Source organism: Njordella aestuarii (genome assembly GCF_056494165.1).
Genome location: NZ_CM151397.1, coordinates 1,654,527 through 1,672,478 on the forward strand (window position 1 = coordinate 1,654,527; position 17,952 = coordinate 1,672,478).

Here is a 17,952-nt window from a genome sequence, read left to right on the forward strand (position 1 = left end):
AGCACTAGCGAATGATGAACTCAAAGGACTGACCGTGGATATCCAGCATCCGTTCGCTCAACATCCGTATTGATTCATCAGGGAGCCCAACAAAGCGAGCGAAATATGGTGGTTCGACGCGTGACCTGAGTCGGACGCTTAAGCGGTATTTTCCTGGTTTCTGAATTAGGTTTGCGGGTACACGATACTTTTCAGTTCTAGAATCCAGAGGCGGAATACTGTGGGCTTCCATTCTGGCCAAAGGAGGGTGGTTCAACACGGTGTAAGGCACAACTCCTGGACGAAAAAACGGTAACGGATCGACGTCCACCGGGATTGGAAAAAAGAACTCTCTGTCCGTACCCTTAACATTTGTAATCAGGAACTTCGTTTGATAGCTTGCCAGTTGTAAGTCTGCGGGCACTAGCTTCTGTTGCACATCTAACGACTGGACATCACGAAGATCGCCAAAGCGATCCACGTCGCCCGATTCGAAGAGCCGCTTACCGTCGGGACCGATCAAGGCAACGTTGAGCCACATCTGCGGTTGAGCACCCAACGATCCACTGGGCATGTTGTGGCCTTCACTTGTGTTGGCGACAACATAATTGAATTTTAACTCGCTTCCAATGCGTGGTGCGCTGTCAAAGAATGGTCCCTGAACGCTTGAACTCAGTTCGATCGTGGTGCGGGCGTTATTCCGCTTGAGTTCGACCAGTTGAAGGTTCTCTTCAATAACTTTCCAAGCATCACGACGCTCTTGCGCATTTTGCCACACCTGCGGGAAATTCGCGGGTAACTGTCCAGCGCTTACCGATTTTTCGAAAGCTTCACTCCCCCATTGCATTCGCCAATCAAACTGCGCGAGGTCTGTTGGCTTCCACCGCAAGGCTTTATCGTTGTGCGGGAAGAGTGCCGGATGTGCGATCGGATAGCTCGGTCCGTGAAACATGTGATTTGCATGTTTGCGATCTTGTCGAACGGTCTTGCCGCTCATTTCTGCGGCCGCACCTATCTCGTAACCCAGCGGTTTGCCGGGAACTGCCCCCATGTGACAATCCTGGCACGAAATGCCCTTCTTGCAGGCTGGCCCAGCGCGATACTGTTGATATACGACTTCGAGTGCAATGCCTGGTTGAACAACCACTTGATGACAGCTCGCACAAAACGAACTATCGCTTAACTGTTCGAATTGGATGGCGCCGCGATGGATATCTTGACCGGGACGTTTGTCGCTGGAGTCCGTTCGAACTTTGAAGTTCTCGGAGTTCGCGATTACCTGATTGATTCCGTCACCGCCCAAGTTGCCGACGACCGGATCGTATATTCCGCCTGGTTCAATTCTGCGTTCTCCATTGACGCGGCCATATCGCTCGACGACACGATGGCAAGCCACACACGTAACGCCTTCTCGCAAAACGATGGGGCCTTCGAGCAGTGAAGCATGACGTGGCACTTTTAGTTGCGTGGCGATGGGCGCGTGACAACGCATACAAAAAGTACCAACGGTTCCACGCGAAATTTCGCTGACGGCTTGTTCAAACCGATGAAACATAGGCGAGATGCCAGCATAGGCGTGAGCGGATACACGCCACTCATCGTAGATCTTTTTGTGGCATTTCGCACAGGTCGCAGCGGATGGGTACAGAGTGTTTGCAAATACTTCGGCATGCGGATCGATGCCTTTTTCATCCAGATAAGATTTTTCGGCCTCGTGAGCAGCTTTGCGTTTCGCTTCTGCGGCAGCATCCGGTCCAAGACCGCTGAGCGGGTCACTTTGGTCCCCAGTGATCGTGGGTGAACCTGGCGTATTTGGTGCCAGAAGGTCATCGTCCAGCAGGCTGTCGGATGCGAAAGCAGCAGTATAAATCGAAGGAAAATGTCCGTATTGGTTGTCAGGTATGTGCGTCCGGAATGGTTCAGAGTTGATGGTGTGCGGGGCGAACGCAGCATGTGGACTTTGGGCCGAAGATGGCGGAAGGGATTGCGGAACTGCTTCTGCGAAACGCCGCAATGCAGCCTCGTCGTATCCGACGCAGACGCCATCAAGCTGTGCCGATGCCGGACGAGTCGCTTCAGCGCAACATACGATGAGAGCGATCCCAACTGCTGATTTATGAACGAAACGTGACGAAAACAAAGCTCTACGATCCTACGGTTTTTCTTGCATACATTGGGTATAAGCCTTATCACTGAATCGACCGCTACAGAGATCAAATGCAACATTCGAGATAAAACCGTTGCGAACGCGTCAGACGGAATGAAGTGAATATTCGGCAGAAACCCGCTAATCGGAAAAGTCGCCGAGCTTTCGAAGGGAACTCATCCAAGTGAAGCGGAAATTTCCGGCAATCTTTGAGGAAGAGGTCAAGTTTCATTCGGAGAAATGAAATGTCCGAAACTATCGACCGTTCACAACCGTACCACATCCGAATTCCATCCGACCAATCGTCAGCAGAACTGCATGTGGGTTGGCGTTCGTATCACGTCAGTGTGCGTGAGACTTCGTGGGCAGATATCTCTTTAACGCTCCCCGCTAGCCGCGCCAAGTTATTGAAGCTGAAGGCCGAGTGCAAGCTGTACCATCAAGGCAGTACTTGGCGAGCGTATATCGCCGAGATCGTCAATTCGCCCGACGGTATGGCTGCGGTAACCTTGATTCGTGCCGAAGAAGTTGAAGCAGCCTCCAAGCCCAAGCGAGATCGGCGTATGGGTGCTAAGCCACCGACCGAACACCGGATGGCCAGCGATCCGTTGATACTTGCAATCGGCGTGTTTGGATTCCTAGCCGCGATGCTGATTCTGCCTGGCTGGGGCGACGAACTGGGAACGAGCGAGCCGCTTACGACCGGTATCGTCGACTTTTTAAAGAACGTAACTGGGTTTTTCAGAAACTAGTTTTTGCCTGGGCGTGTGGCTTAGTCGCAACGCGAAACCTTCGTCTGCTGCCGTGGCAGATTCTGAAGTGTTTGTCTCTGTTTAGGATGGAAATCCCAGAACGGTTATTTTGCAATCTCGTAATCGGTTTACAATGGGTAAGTTATTTTTTACCCTAGGTATGGCGGGTCACGGAATGTCTTTGCGTAGCTCAGCAGCACCCAGCATTGATGCTGATCGTGCTTCAGCAGTCAATTCGACGAGTATTTTGCTGGTCGACGACAGTTTTATCCTGCGAGATCGGTTGGCCGAAGCTTTCGAAGAGCGTGGCTTTCGCGTCAGTGTTGCAGGAACGTGCGACGAAGCTCTTGAAGTTTTCCGCATTTCCCCAACTGATTTAGCAGTAGTCGATTTGCGCATGCCTGGTCGTTCTGGTCTGACGATCATATCGCAATTGAAAGCGATCCATCCCGATGTGAAGGTGCTGATTTTGTCCGGATTCGGATCAATTGCCACTGCGATTGATGCTGTGAAATTAGGGGCGGTCAACTTTCTTCCCAAACCAGCCGATGCCGATGATATTTTGCTTTCGTTTTCACGCAGCGACGCAGACTGCAATTTTGTCGAGCAAGAGGAATCTATTCCGGTTCCAACGCTAGCTCAAGCGGAATGGGAGCATATTCATCGCGTGCTAGCAGACTGCAGTAATAATATCTCGGAGGCAGCGCGGCGTTTAGGCATACATCGCCGTTCGTTGCAACGCAAACTCCGCAAGCGAGCACCTTAAAGTTTAAAGTCGATCTTCGAATCGTCCTTGGTAATCGGGAGGATTCGGTAGTAGACCTCCAGCGTAAGTGCAGCCATGCAGGTCGTATAAAGTCGCCCTCCTTTGGTATTGATTCCTCTGTCACCACCATCGGTAAATCCGACCATGCCAGTTGGATCCGTTTTAAACCAGCTGCCCGCCTCATGCCCAGCGGTACATTGGCTGTTCAAGTAAATCTCTTTCATCCGTGCGTTCCAGCCGGGCCACAAATTAGATTGGCTGTAGAACAAAAGGTTGGTGGCGTAGTAGTTGAAGTAAACGTCTGTTAGCTCGGGACCGTCATCGATAGGACCAGCATCACGATAAACGACGTAGTTAATGCTCTTGGTTATACGGGGATCGGTAACACTCCAACCTCGCATCAGACGCATCAACGCGCCAATCGCAGTCATTTCTGGATTCGCACGACCGCCACGATAGTTGTAAGTGATTCCACCGTCCATCGATCGCGAGTTCAGAAAGCCATCGATGCGACGAATCTCAGTCGGCGGAACTTCCAAGCCACTGGCTGCGGCGGATCGAAGTGCCATCATCTGCCAACCGACGATCGACAAGTCCCCCGTTTGCCCAGGAAAATAGCCCCAGGAACCATCATAGCACTGTGCTGCACGCAGGAAATTTATCGCCCGTTGGCTGCCAGACTTGAGCCAGTCGTCTTTGGTCATTTGGTACGCTTCGCATAAAGCAAACGTAGCGATTCCCTGTTCGTACATCATGTCGAGCGAGCCGGAGAGGGTGAATTGCCCAACTGCGCGCGGATCCTGTGGGGTGGGCTCGCCATTCTTTTGTGTGTCGAGCAAAAACTGAAGTGCGCGGTAGACTTCATCGCGGTAGGGGCCTTCGCGGTGTGTGTACCCTGCTCCCATCAATACAAGGAGCGCGAGGCCCGTGCCTGCGACCACGCGCGGTCGAGGGAAATCGCCACGCTGGAACATTGCCGGCGCATTATTCTTGCAATCGCACTCCGGCCCATGGTCTTGAAAGGTGCTCCAGCTACCATCTCGATATTGGTGCTTGATCAACCATGCAATGGCAGCTTCGACCGCAGCCTCTGTGGCAGCGTCACCTCCGTTGGCCATCGCCATTTCTGCACGCTTGCCAGCAGATCTTCCTTCCAACGAGAATCCGCCAAATACTTCACCGGTAGGAATGACGAATTGTGATTGCGATGAACTGTCGAAAGTGTTCATCGAAAGTCCGTTGCTGGACGCAGTGGTATTCGAGAGAGTCAAGGCAGGCTGACCAATTCCGGCCTGAGATCCCATTTGACTTGTCTGCAGTTCCGCTGCATCAATGCGACTTGCCATTTCTGTGGCATTGTCGAGCGGATTGGCTGCGTCTTCGTCTGGCGCTTCCAGATCAAATCGAATATCGCTGGCCGAATCTGATTGTCCGGTGGCGATGATCGTCAGACCATTTGAATTGCCATTGCCGATTGAGTGGGCGAACGACATTAGGATCAGCAAGATGATCGTATGGCAAACCAGGCTAACCAGGGTCGCGGATGTGTCTCGCGACCAGTACTTTGCTCTGGTAAAGGCAGTGTTGATTCGTTCGTGTGGCTCGGCAGCAGCCGCACTTTTCTCAACTACTTTCGGCGGTGGTACGGGAGCGGTCGGACTGGGGCGGACACGCGTGGGACGGCGATCGGGAACTATTGGAACAGCCGTTGTCGGCGGCAGCTCTCCCGTCTGGAATTCATTCGCATTTCTTCGCGGTCTGACCTTCATGAAATGGAAGCCGAAAGAGGAGTGAAGGAAAAATGACCGATCAGCCAGCTAACAGCGGAATAATCAGACCAGTTGGAACATATTGAACAGGGAGTTCTGGTAGCCGCGACGCAACGGTCAATTATACCCCATCCTATGAAAAGTTGCTTCTTATTATACGATGCAGCCTTTTGGTTCGTAAAGAATTCCAAGCGTCAGATTGATCCCATTCCTGAGTTTTGAATCTTGGTAAAAACCGCAGCAGAACCCGCCGTCAACCTTCTTTGCTGCACGTCAACGATGGAAAGTGGTGGCAGCGAGCGCCAAATGTTGCAGTTGCTGCAAGGTTTGGACCGCAATCTCATCCGGCCTCATCTCTATCTGACCTATGCTTCCGGTCCACTACTTGATCAAGTCCCGAGTGATGTGAAAGTCGACTCTTACGCAAAATCTTACTCGAGAGCGTATGCCGTCGTGCCAGGCTCGCTCTATGCACTGCAGCTGAAAAAGTTGCGAAGCAGCCTTCGTGCGCGAAAGATCGATGTTACCTACGATCGACTCTACCACACAGTAATGCTCACAGCCGCAGCCTGCAAAGGTCTCGCAGTTCAGCGCGTTGTAACAGTAGTGAGTCCGCCAAGCCGCGATTTTGGGCAGTCGCGGCAACGCTGGATGAGTATCAAACGCGCTCTGCTCGGGTGGTCTTATCGATCAGCTACATGTCTCTTGGCGGTGAGTCAGGAGTCTGCCGAGGATGCTTCGACGTTCTATTCTATATCGCCAGACCGTTGGGCGATTGTTCCTAGTCCGATCGACTACGATAAGATAAAAGTGCAAGCTTCGTTGGTTCCGCCCCCAGATTTTAATCCAACCAACAAGCTTGACATGGTCGCGGTCGGTAGGCTTTCAAAGGAAAAGAATCACGCACTGCTCTTGGAATGCCTCTCGATTCTGATTGGTAAGTACAAAGTCGAACCACATCTGCACATCGTCGGAGATGGAGTGCTGCGCGGTGAACTTGAGCAGTTAGTCAAGAACAAGCGATTGGAACAGAATGTTACATTCTACGGAGTTCAGCCGAATCCAGCGGCGATCGTTTCGCGGTGCGACGTGCTCTGTTTGCCAAGCTTCTATGAAGGGTTTCCTAACGTCGTGATGGAGGCGATGGCTTGTCGGACGCCCGTTATTGCCTCTCAGAATGCGGGCGGACTTCGCGAGTTACTGGGGGCGAACGAAGAACGCGGTTTGCGTTTGCCGCCGGAAGATGCCGAAGCCTGGGCGGCTGCCATCGCGTCTTTACCTAAAAAAGTAGCGATGGAGGAACAGATCGCCGCAGCGGATCAATGGGTGCGTGAGCGGCATAGTTTACCGGTCTGGATCGGCCAGATGCAGGACATTTTTCAAGCGACCAAACGACCTTAATTTCCTGCCTTGACTAGGTCGAACGAATTCCGTTCCACTGCTAGAATGTCTTCGCTTGCCGCGACTGCACGTTTGTTTAGGGCGCGTGCGCGGTGGCGAGTTCATGAAACTGGCCACTTGGGCAAATCAATCGAGCGAACTGACGACTTACTTTTCTAGCACAACGGGCTGTTGAGATATGGACTTGGAATCCGTTTACGAGGTGCCTTCAAAATTCTATTTGGGCAAAGAATACGATTTGGCCGGTCGCAAAATTCTTGACGACCTCATGATGTATGACAGCAAGGATCTTGTAACGCATGCCCTCTGCGTGGGCATGACCGGCAGTGGAAAAACGGGCCTCTGCCTGAGCCTGCTGGAGGAAGCGGCAATCGATGGCATTCCTGTGATATGCGTCGACCCTAAAGGAGACTTGGGGAATTTGCTGCTGACCTTTCCCGAATTGAAAGGGAGCGACTTTGAGCCGTGGGTCGATAAAACGGAAGCAGCCCAGAAGGACAAAACGCCAGCCGAATTAGCGGAGTGGTATGCTAATCTTTGGCGGAAGGGGCTTGCCGATTGGCATCAGAGACCGGAGCGAATTAAAAAGTTCCGGGACTCGACGGACGTTACGATCTATACACCAGGCAGCAACATAGGCGTGCCGCTAACCGTTCTCAAGAGTTTTGATGCACCGGCAGCTGAAGTCATCTCCGACAGCGAAACCTTTCGAGAAAAGATCACCAGCGCCGCCTCAGGCCTACTGACTTTGTTGGGTATTGACGCCGATCCGTTGACCTCGCGCGAGCATATACTTCTTTCAAAGATCTTCGAAACGTCGTGGATGAAGGGCGTAAACCTTTCCTTGGCGGACGTTATTCGAAACATTCAAGTGCCTCCGATTGATCGTGTCGGCGTGATTGATCTAGAAAGTTTCTTTTCATCGGCGGACCGTGGCAAGTTCGCTATGTCGCTCAATAATCTATTAGCCTCACCCGCATTCGCTGGTTGGCTGGAAGGCGAGCCGCTCAACATCAAACGTTTGTTGTACACCGACGAAGGCAAGCCGCGGATCAGCATTATTTCGATCGCTCACTTAACCGACAGCGAGCGAATGTTCTTTGTTACGATCTTGCTTGGCGAGTTGCTGGGCTGGATGCGAGCGCAGCCCGGAACAGGGTCGTTGCGAGCGTTGTTTTATATGGACGAAGTTTACGGTTATTTCCCGCCGTCAGCGAAACCGCCCTCCAAACCGCCCATGCTAACGCTGCTGAAACAAGCTCGCGCGTTTGGATTAGGGATCGCCCTGGCAACGCAGAACCCGGTCGATTTGGACTATAAAGGCTTGTCGAACATTGGAACTTGGTTTCTCGGTCGACTGCAAACGGATCGAGACAAGCAGCGGGTTTTGGACGGCCTGGAAGGAGCTGCTGCGCAAACCGGCGGGCGATTTGACCGCGCGAAAATGGAGCAAACACTTGCTGCTTTGGGAGCTCGCGTCTTTCTAATGAATAACGTTCACGAGGACAAACCCGTGATCTTCCAAACCCGCTGGGCTCTATCTTTTTTGCGCGGACCGCTTTCGCGACAACACGTCTCAGATTTGATGAAAGTGAAGCGTGAACAGCTTGCTTCGCGATCTTCCACAACCGTTGGGCCACGATCGATTGATTCTAGTTCCGCAGCGTCAGAATCAAGGGCATCGCAAAGTGCTGCGCTCGAGAGTGCGAGGCCAATAATTCCAGGGGATGTCACTGAGTTATTTTGGGTACAGAGCAAGTTTGCGCGGCGCGATACTGAACTCGTTTATTTGCCATCGCTGTTGGGGCAGGCTAGCCTACACTTTGTTAAAACCGCGATAAAAATCGATGAGTGGCAGGACGTGAGCGTGCTCATGCCCATCTGTGGCTCGCTACCGACGTCGCTGTGGGATGCTAGTTCCGTTTTGCCTGCGGGAACTTTGCAGCAAGCACGCCAGCCGGAGGAAGAGATCGTATTCGGTGACATGCCGATCGAGTTGGCGGCTAGTCGCAATTACAAAGGTTGGAGCAGAGATTTGCAGGACTTTCTCTATAAGAGCTATAGGACCCGCGTCTACTTTGCTCCGGTGATGAACTTATACAGCCGGATTGGGCAGACAGAAATGGACGCACGTATCGAGTTTTCGCAAAATGCTCGTGAGATTCGCGATAATAAAGTCGACGAGCTAAGCAAAAGCTTTGCAGCGAAAATTTCTGCGCTCGAGTCGAAACGCCGGGTTGCCGCAGAAAAATTGGCGAAGGAAGAAAGTGAAGCTTCAGGCCATTTTTACGATTCGATGGTCCAAATCGGTACATCGATCCTCGGAGCGCTGGTGGGGCGGAAGCGTGCCAGTTCTGCCAACGTAACTCGGATGTCGACGGCAGCCAGAAAGATGTCCCAGGTTTCGAGTCAAAAGGCGGACGTGGCGCGAGCCCGTGAAAATGTCGAAGATCTCGATGCCGGACTTGAAAATCTGAAGTTGGAATGTGAAGCCGAAATCGATAAATTGACCACGCAGTTTTTAGCAGAACGCTTAGAATTGCAGGAAGTTGAGCTGACTTGCCGAAAAGGCGACATGCAAATTGATCAAGTTGCTCTTCTGTGGGTGCCGTTTGAACGCGACAATGACGGAACTTTGACACCGTTGGTAGAATTGCCTGAGGAGGCTGCGGCTGGCTTTCAAAAGAGAAGAGCCCGCCGCTAGTGTACCCGACGGTCGTCACAGATCGCTCCAAAGTGCTCGTCGAATCGAACAAGGGCAGGAGCTAGGCACCGTTTACCTAAAATACATTGACTAGGCTCACGCTCGTCCAAATTCAAACAACGTAAAGCTTTCTATGAAAAGTATCATCCGCTGGGCAGTTCGAAATGGGCCTGGAGTCAACGTCCTATTAGTCATCATTTTGGGACTGGGGTTGGTCTCATTCTTTTCGATGCGGCGCGAAACGTTTCCGGAATTTCAGCTGGAAGTTGTTCTAGTCACCGTCCCTTATCCAGGCGCCTCGCCAGACGAAGTAGAATCGGGGATTTGTACCAAGATCGAAGAAGAAATTCAGTCGATTTCGGGAATCAAGAAGCTGACGAGCATCGCGCGCGAAGGCGGCGGCTATACGCTCGCGGAACTTAAAACTAGTGCTGATCCAGAACGGGCTCTTTCTGAGATACGTTCGGCGGTCGATCGGATTGGTCCCAAGTTCCCTCAAATGGCAGAGCGAGCAACGGTTGAACAAATTACGTTCCGCTTACCAGCCATTCGCGTTGCAATTATCGGCCCCGACGATCGGTCACCAGAGGCCGAGTTGCGTCTCAGGAACATCGCGGAGGGGCACCGCGATCGTTTGCTCGACTTAAAAGAGGTTTCGCAAGCAGAAATCGTCAACGGAAAGCCTTTCCAGATCGATGTTGAACTCAGTGAGGAGACTCTGCGCAAGTACGGTTTGACCTTGAACGATGTTGCCACGACTTTACGGCAAGAGAACATGGAACTGCCCAGCGGTCAGATCAAATCTGACGGGCAGGAGATCTTGCTGCGCGGCAAGAACAAACGTGAATATGGCGAAGATATCCGCGAACTTCCTGTCATCTCGCAAAATACAGGAAGTGTTCTGACGGTCGGTGATCTTGCCGATGTTCGGGACCAATTCGAAGATGTTACGGCGATCAGTGAAATCAATGGTCATCCTGCACAAGTCATCCAAATCGACCGCACGAGCGACGAAGATCTTCTCGTACTCTCCGATGCAGTGCATGGCTATGTTGAGACGGCGACTGTACCCAAAGGTTATCGCATTCAGGCATGGGGTGATGAATCAGTAGACGTCCGCGACCGCATTCGTATGTTGCGTAACAATGGGTTACAAGGCGGAGTCATCGTATTCCTTGTGCTCGCGATTTTCCTCAATCCACGCCTTTCGTTTTGGGTGGCGGTTGGAATTCCCGTTAGCATTTTCGGCGCTGGCATCGTCTTGATTGCTGCGGGGCAGACATTGAATATGCTCAGTATGTTTGCTTTCTTGATGGCAGTCGGAATTGTCGTCGACGACGGGATTGTGATCGGCGAAAATATCTATGCACACCGTTTGTTAGGGAAAAGCCAACTCCAGGCCGCGATTGATGGTGCGGCAGAGGTGTTGCCGAGTGTTTGCTCGAGCATAGCAACGACGATTGTCGCGTTTCTACCGCTGATGTTTGTCTCTGGCGTCATGGGTAAATTCATTGCCGTCATGCCTTTGGCGATCATCGCGATGTTATTAATCTCCCTTGCCGAAACGACTTTTGCACTACCCGGCCACTTGTCTCATGACCCGCAAGCGCCTAAAACGAAAACGCAGAAGTTTATTGCTTCCATGCTGGCTCCGTTCCACTTTATTGAGCGTGGCTTTGAGTGGTTGGGCGTTTGGGCTGAAAAGGGTTTGGATTTTTTCAATGCCCGAATCTACTACCCGGTTTTGAAAAGCGTCCTGAGGTATCCACTGCTACCGATTTCTTTTGGCGTCTTTATGGTGCTTTCTGCCTGGGGAATAGTCCGCTCCGGGGTCGTACCCTTCGAGTTTTTTCCGAAGCTCGATGGTAAAAACATTATCGCTCAGATCGAATACCCAAGCGGCACGCCAGCTTCGGTAACGACCAAAGCCCTGCGGCAGATCGAAGAATCCATTCGCGCGATTACCACCGAGATCGCTCAGCGCGAGAAAGAGGCTGGCACCAACAAAACGCCGCCACCTGTTTACGAAACAGACTTGGAAGGTCCCGTTCGCCTGACCTTTTTGCAAGTTGGATTTACGAGCGGCGACGGTGGCCCAAATCAGGCATCGACGGGAAGCGGTGCAAGTGTTGGGCAGGTAAACGCTGAACTTCACGATGCCACGTTACGAAACGTAACGAGCCAAGAAATTATCAACATGTGGCGTGAACGCGCAGGAGATTTTCCCGGCGCGGAACGAGTCACCTTCCAGTCGCAAGACATGGGGCCTGGTGGACGTGCGCTTGAATTCAAGATTCTAGCTCCAGCGTCGGCACAGGACGAACTGGAGGCGGCTGTCGAAGAGTGCAAGGCCGCACTGGCTAAATACGACGGCGTCGAGGATATCCGTGATGATAACGTGCCCGGAAAATTTGAGTTCCAGTTCAAGGTCAAAGAATCGGCCCAACCGTTAGGAGTAACGCTGACCGATCTTGCGGAAGCCATCCGCAGTTCGTACTTCGGTGCTGAAGTGATGCGACTGCAACGAGGCCGGCACGAAGTCAAACTCATGGTGCGCTATCCCGAAGAGCAACGTCAGTCGCTCTCCGATTTTAAGAATATCCGCGTTCGCGGCAAAGATGGAATTGAGCGCCCCTTCTTAGAATTGGCCGACATCACTGTGGCTCGCGGGTACAACGAAATCAATCGCCTAGATCAGTACCGGTCAATTACGGTATCCTCCGATGTAAACGTTCGCAAAGGTGCCAATGCATTTGTCATCGCGCAAGAATTGCAAAAAGATCTAATGCCAAGTTTGATGGAACGTTATCCATCGCTTCGCTTTCGATGGGAAGGTCAACAACAAGAAACAGCGGAGTCGTTTGAGAGCATGCAGATTGGTTTCTTGGCAGCGATGCTCGGGATCTACGTTCTATTAGTACTTGAGTTTCGCTCTTATCTGCAGCCCTTTATCATTTTGGCCGTCGTACCCTTTGGGCTTGTTGGTGCTGTTTTTGGCCACGCCGTGATGGGCTTGCCACTCACTCTGTTCAGCATGTTTGGGATGGTAACTTTGTCAGGCGTGGTGGTCAACGATTCAATCGTGATGGTCGACTTTATCAACCGTCTTGTGCGTTCTGGTACTCCGTTGGTCGAAGCGTTAGAAGTGGCCGGGCAGCGGCGATTACGCGCGGTAATGCTCACGAGTATCACGACGATTGCCGGTTTAGCACCTATGTTGATGGAAAAATCATTCCAAGCTCAAGTGCTGATACCGATGGCCACCAGTTTAGCCTTCGGTCTACTGGCAACGACAGTTCTTGTCTTGTTTATCGTGCCATTCTTCTTCCGATCATACGCTTGGTTCGTTGGGCTGTTTGGTTTCGACATTACTGTCGATCCGGGCGACTGGGTTGATCGTGACAAAGCAGCATCTGAGAACTTGACAACGAATAATGAAGCCCCCGTGATGCTGCACTAGAGATTTACTGCGAGACGGCGTTTTGACGGACGTAGGATGGGCATTTTTGCCCGTCCATAGCGTGCAGTAAACTCTGACGCAGCACTAGGACTCTTCTTCACGAATCTTGGCAAGTACCGTGTAGTCTTCCAAGGTCGTCGTATCGCCTGTTTGCTCTTTGCCGCTAGCGATATCGCGAAGCAGACGTCGCATGATCTTGCCGCTTCGCGTTTTGGGTAAAGCACTTGTAAAGCGGATGTCGTCTGGTTGAGCCAGCGCGCCAATCTCTTTGCGAACATGCTTCTTCAATTCGGCACGAATCTCCTCGGACGGCGCGACACCCTTGAGCGTCACAAACACGGCAATTGCTTGCCCCTTGATTTCATCTGGTCGTCCCACAGCCGCCGCTTCAGCAACCATTGGATGCGACACGAGAGCGCTTTCAACTTCAATCGTACTCAGGCGGTGCCCGGAAACGTTGATTACGTCGTCGATACGCCCCATGATCCAGTAGTAGCTGTCTTCGTCACGCCGAGCGTTATCGCCGGTCAGATACATATGCGGCACCTTGCTCCAGTACTGCTCGACATAGCGTTCGGGATCGCCCCAAATGCCGCGCAGCATTCCCGGCCAAGGCTTGTCGATGCATAACATGCCGCCATGTTCTTGTGGAACTTCGCTCAAGGATTCATCGAGGATTCTTGGGGAAACGCCAGGCAGGGGCTTTGTGCAGGAACCAGGCTTGGTAGCGATAGCCCCGGGAAGCGGCGACATCATGATGCCGCCGGTTTCTGTTTGCCACCACGTATCGACAATCGGGCAGCGTCCGCCACCAATCTTGTTGTAGTACCACATCCACGCTTCCGGATTGATTCCTTCACCGACACTGCCTAGCAACCGCAAGCTCGAGAGATCGTGCTTCTCGACATGTTCGTCACCCCATTTGATAAACGCGCGAATTGCAGTCGGAGCGGTATACAGCGTCGTGACCTTGTAACGCTCGATAATCTCCCAGAAGCGATCTTCCGCCGGCCAATTTGGCGCACCTTCGAAGATGACTTGCGTAACGCCAGCAGCCAGTGGGCCGTAGACAACGTAACTGTGCCCCGTGATCCATCCACAATCGGCAGTACACCAAAAAATATCAGAGTCGCGATGGTCAAAAACGGTTTCGAAAGTGTACTGCGCGTACAGTTGATAGCCCGCCGTGGTGTGCAAAATCCCTTTAGGTTTCCCAGTTGAACCGCTGGTATAGAGTATGAACAACGGGCTTTCACTGTCGAGCGGTTCGGCAGGACAATCGTCGCTTTGCGCATCGACCAATTCATGCCACCAAATATCGCGTCCTGGCTTCATCGAACAAGCTGTGTTTGTCCGCTGAAGGACGATACACTTTTCGATAGAAGGGCTTTTTTCGAGGGCTTCATCAACCGTATTCTTGAGTTCGAGTGCCTTGCCGCGACGCCAACCACCGTCTGCCGTAATCTGAAGTTTGGCAGTTGCATCGTTGTTTCGATCCGCAATTGCCTCGGCGCTGAACCCGCCAAAGACAACCGAATGTACCGCGCCGATCCGAGCGCACGCGAGCATCGCAACGATCAGTTCGGGAGTCATCGGCATATAAATGCTGACGCGATCTCCGGCGACTATTCCCAAAGACTTGAGCCCATTAGCCAACTTACAAACGTTTCGGTGTAACTGTTTGTAAGTGACTTCACGACGATCGCCGGGTTCACCTTCGAACTTTAGCGCAACTCGGTCCCCTTTTCCATCTGCGATATGCTTGTCCAAGCAATTATACGATGCGTTCGTTTGTCCACCGACGAACCACTTTGCGTATGGTTCGTTCCATTGCAGGACTTGGTCGAACTTCTTGAACCAATGCAACTTTTCCGTGGCGAGTCGAGCCCAGAAGGCTTCGTTATCCTCCATGGACTCTTTGTAAATCGCATCGTACTCAGCTAGGGAAGCGATCCTAGCTTGTTGCGCAAACGCCTCAGAGGGCGGAAACTTGCGTTTTTCGAGAAGAACTGAACTTACCTGCCCGCTGGATGACGAATCGCTCATAGCTTTGCAATATAAAAGTCGGAGTACCGTAAATCGACCACAACGGGCAATCTGCTGCCGCTATGTCGCAGTCGATTGTGGTTGCAATCCGGCACTGCGTCAATCGCCCAACCTTAGGCAATCGCAGTAGAAATCGCAGCCCCATTTTCGGACCGCAACGAGGAAAGAAGACTTTAGAAGATCCGGGAAGCTAAACTTCGTCCGGCGCGCGGAAGCTATCAACCAGCGTTGGTTCGTAGCTGCACAGTTCCTTCGCATCGAAGTAGAGCTCGATTTCGCGCGCCGCCGCTTCAGGTCCATCGGAAGCATGCACCAGATTCATCTGACGGCTGGAGCTGTAGTCGCCACGGATGGTTCCAGGAGCTGCCTTAAGTCCGCTGGTCGCTCCCAACATATCGCGCACAACTCGGATCGCTTCGAGGCCTTCGATTACCATGGCAACGATCGGCGACGAGACAATAAAAGATTCAAGAGAAGGATAGAATGGCTTCGAAACATGCTCAGCGTAATGCTTCTTCGACAGTTCTGGTGTTACTTGCAACATTTTCATCGCGATGATGTTCAATCCTTTGGATTCGAAGCGAGCGATAATAGTTCCAATCAACCGACGCTGTACGCAATCAGGCTTCAACAAAATGAGAGAACGTTCCATGGCATTCAAAGAGGGCTAGTGTTTCGAGGTCGGACTGCTTACGCCAAGCGGTTCCGCCACCGACGCAGTCCTTTTTAAAGTTAGGCCGCATTGTGGCTTGCGAAACCAAGAATGCAAGGAGGTGGCAAAGAATCTGACATCGAATCGAGCGAAACGGTCGCCCAACGGTATGTCGGCCACGGAAAAACTCTACAATTGTAATTCCCCTGGCTAGACTTAGTTCGGAGGTCGGTTTTTACTTAAAGACTATCCGGATAATCATTCCGCTTGCCAGCTCGATCAATGTCACCCTGCCAAACCATTACGACTTACCTCTCTCTATGAGCACGCTACTAATATCGCTGGGATCTTTGCTCGCGCTCGTTTTAGCCTATTTCACATACGGAAAATGGTTAAGCAAGAGACTCTTCGAGCTTTCGGCAGATGCGTCAGTGCCCAGCAAAACGCTGCGCGATGACCAGGATTTTATTCCCACGAAAAAGAGTATCGTATTCGGCCATCACTTTACGAGCATTGCCGGAACTGGCCCAATCGTGGGGCCCGCTATCGCAGTTTTTTGGGGCTGGCTTCCCGCGTTGATTTGGGTTGTGCTCGGGTCGATCCTGATCGGTGGCGTGCACGACATGGCTGCGTTAATCATATCGATTCGGAACCGCGGTCAGACCATTGGAGAGATTGCAGGTCGGATGATCGCTCCGCGGGTGCGAATCCTTTTCCTCTCCATTCTTGCGTTAGCCCTGTGGATCGTCCTAGCGATCTTTGGTCTCGTGATCGCCAATATCTTTGCGCTTTACCCCGAAAGTGTGCTATCGGTCTGGATCGCCATGCCGATCGCTCTTGTTATCGGTTTGTTGGCGCACAAAGGCAACGTTCCTATGCTGCTTCCGTCGTTGGTGTCGTTGACGCTTTTGTATGCCGCTGTTTACGTCGGAGTCTATTACCTGCCGCTCAGTTTCAGCGGACTACTGCCCAGCATGGAAAGCGGTTCGTATTTTAATCCAATCGTGGTTTGGACGATTCTGCTTTTAGTTTACTGTTTCTTTGCATCGGTGTTACCGGTTTGGTTGTTGCTACAGCCGCGAGATTTGGTAAATAGTCATCAGTTGTATGTTGCCCTAACGCTTCTCATAATTGGTCTGGTCGTTGCAAGCTTGACGGGGTCTGCCGATCTGTTTACATCGGCCGAACCGATTTCATCAACGATACCGGTTGATGCACCGCCAATTCTTCCATTCCTGTTTATAACCATTGCTTGTGGAGCATGTAGTGGCTTCCATTGTCTTGTAAGCTCGGGGACCAGCAGTAAACAAATTGCTTCCGAGTGCGATGCACAAGCGGTCGGTTACGGCGCAATGTTGCTTGAAGGAGCTTTGGCTGTGTTGGTCATCATGGCTTGTACCGCGGGCGTCGGAATGGGAGCATTACAAAAGACGGCGCAAGAGCCGAGCATCGGCAGCGCTGTTGCTCCAGTGTCAGCTTACACTTACGTTCAGGACGTCGATGGCAATCAAATTAGTGGTCGCGAAGCATGGCGCAAGTACTACCGTAGTCAGGCTGCTGATGGATGGAAGACGCAGGGTTTGCAAAAGAATCTCGCGGCATTTATTGAAGGCGGGGCCAACTTTCTGACCGCACTATCAATTCCAATCGAGCTTGGCATCGGAATCGTCGCGGTCCTGGTTTCCAGTTTTGCAGCGACAACTCTTGACACTGCGACTCGACTGCAACGATATGTTTTGTCTGAGCTCGGTACGTCACTCAAACTGCCGACGGGAAATAAATATGTCGCGACTGCGCTGGCCGTAGGTGTCGGAGGAGTCATTGCTGTATTTGCAGGTGACAAGCCCGGTACGGGCGGAAATCTACTCTGGCCGCTCTTTGGTGCAACGAATCAGTTGCTCGCGGGCTTGGCTATGATCGTTGCGACGTTTTACCTGTGGCGTCGCAGCAAGCCGATTGCATTCTTAGCCGTCCCGGCCATCGCGATGATGTTAATGCCCGGATGGGCCATGACCTACGACTTGCTCTACAACTGGATACCAGGTCGCAAGTATTTGTTGATCGTTTTCGGCGGAGGTATTCTGACGCTCCAAATCTGGATGTTCATTGAAGCCGCACTTGTCTGGCGTAAGGCACGCGGCGTTCTTGAGCCTCAACTGCCGTCGCTCGCCGGCGCTTCTGCGTAGTGCAAGCTCTTTCGGACTTGCGCCCATGATCGGATAACTAACAGTTTGTTCGGCATGAGGCCAGTTGACCTAGTATCGCCGGATGCACAGG

General features: G+C 52.1%; 10 protein-coding genes. 6 read left to right on the forward strand and 4 right to left on the reverse strand.

Annotation, left to right across the window (positions count from 1 at the left end; all coding sequences use genetic code 11):
- Positions 1-4: 4 nt before the first annotated feature.
- On the reverse strand, positions 5-2,119 hold the full coding sequence (locus tag SH451x_RS06355; RefSeq protein ID WP_479361607.1) for a multiheme c-type cytochrome: 2,115 nt from the start codon (positions 2,117-2,119) through the stop codon (positions 5-7).
- A gap of 251 nt (positions 2,120-2,370) precedes the next feature.
- On the opposite strand from SH451x_RS06355, the gene SH451x_RS06360 reads away from it, so the two are divergent.
- Both SH451x_RS06360 and SH451x_RS06365 read left to right on the forward strand, forming a co-directional pair.
- Positions 2,371-2,877, forward strand: coding sequence for a hypothetical protein (locus tag SH451x_RS06360; RefSeq protein WP_479361608.1), 507 nt, complete (start codon positions 2,371-2,373; stop codon positions 2,875-2,877).
- A 133-nt stretch (positions 2,878-3,010) separates the two neighbouring features.
- Positions 3,011-3,643, forward strand: a complete 633-nt coding sequence (locus tag SH451x_RS06365) for a response regulator transcription factor (RefSeq protein ID WP_479361609.1) — start codon at positions 3,011-3,013, stop codon at positions 3,641-3,643.
- On the opposite strand, the gene SH451x_RS06370 is transcribed toward SH451x_RS06365, so the two are convergent.
- The gene (locus SH451x_RS06370) at positions 3,640-5,412 is read right to left on the reverse strand and encodes a prenyltransferase/squalene oxidase repeat-containing protein (protein ID WP_479361610.1); all 1,773 of its coding nucleotides are present in this window, start codon (positions 5,410-5,412) and stop codon (positions 3,640-3,642) included. The genes SH451x_RS06365 and SH451x_RS06370 overlap by 4 nt on opposite strands.
- 225 nt (positions 5,413-5,637) lie before the next feature.
- On the opposite strand from SH451x_RS06370, the gene SH451x_RS06375 reads away from it, so the two are divergent.
- From SH451x_RS06375 to SH451x_RS06385, 3 genes are all read left to right on the forward strand, one after another.
- Entirely contained in the window at positions 5,638-6,813 is a 1,176-nt protein-coding gene (locus SH451x_RS06375; protein ID WP_479361611.1) for a glycosyltransferase, read from the forward strand.
- A gap of 184 nt (positions 6,814-6,997) precedes the next feature.
- Complete coding sequence (locus tag SH451x_RS06380) at positions 6,998-9,517, forward strand: ATP-binding protein (protein WP_479361612.1); 2,520 nt, start codon at positions 6,998-7,000, stop codon at positions 9,515-9,517.
- A gap of 133 nt (positions 9,518-9,650) precedes the next feature.
- Positions 9,651-12,977, forward strand: a complete 3,327-nt coding sequence (locus SH451x_RS06385; protein WP_479361613.1) for an efflux RND transporter permease subunit — start codon at positions 9,651-9,653, stop codon at positions 12,975-12,977.
- 84 nt (positions 12,978-13,061) lie between these two features.
- Here SH451x_RS06385 and acs read toward each other — a convergent pair whose 3' ends face one another.
- Together acs and ndk are read right to left on the reverse strand one after the other, a co-directional pair.
- Complete coding sequence (gene acs / locus SH451x_RS06390; protein ID WP_479361614.1) at positions 13,062-15,023, reverse strand: acetate--CoA ligase; 1,962 nt, start codon at positions 15,021-15,023, stop codon at positions 13,062-13,064.
- Between the two features lie 190 nt (positions 15,024-15,213).
- Complete coding sequence (gene ndk, locus SH451x_RS06395) at positions 15,214-15,675, reverse strand: nucleoside-diphosphate kinase (protein ID WP_479361615.1); 462 nt, start codon at positions 15,673-15,675, stop codon at positions 15,214-15,216.
- Between the two features lie 320 nt (positions 15,676-15,995).
- On the opposite strand from ndk, the gene SH451x_RS06400 reads away from it, so the two are divergent.
- Positions 15,996-17,861 carry a carbon starvation CstA family protein gene (locus tag SH451x_RS06400; protein WP_479361616.1) on the forward strand — a complete coding sequence of 622 codons (1,866 nt, stop codon included), beginning with the start codon at positions 15,996-15,998 and terminating at the stop codon, positions 17,859-17,861.
- Positions 17,862-17,952 lie beyond the last annotated feature (91 nt).

Bases quoted from the DNA above. Each gene is read 5' to 3' on its own strand.
- acs (WP_479361614.1), bottom strand. From the start codon at position 15,023: ATGAGCGATTCGTCATCCAGCGGGCAGGTAAGTTCAGTTCTTCTCGAA.
- SH451x_RS06400 (WP_479361616.1), top strand. From the start codon at position 15,996: ATGAGCACGCTACTAATATCGCTGGGATCTTTGCTCGCGCTCGTTTTA.
- SH451x_RS06360 (WP_479361608.1), top strand. From the start codon at position 2,371: ATGTCCGAAACTATCGACCGTTCACAACCGTACCACATCCGAATTCCA.
- SH451x_RS06385 (WP_479361613.1), top strand. From the start codon at position 9,651: ATGAAAAGTATCATCCGCTGGGCAGTTCGAAATGGGCCTGGAGTCAAC.
- ndk (WP_479361615.1), bottom strand. From the start codon at position 15,675: ATGGAACGTTCTCTCATTTTGTTGAAGCCTGATTGCGTACAGCGTCGG.
- SH451x_RS06370 (WP_479361610.1), bottom strand. From the start codon at position 5,412: ATGAAGGTCAGACCGCGAAGAAATGCGAATGAATTCCAGACGGGAGAG.
- SH451x_RS06365 (WP_479361609.1), top strand. From the start codon at position 3,011: ATGGGTAAGTTATTTTTTACCCTAGGTATGGCGGGTCACGGAATGTCT.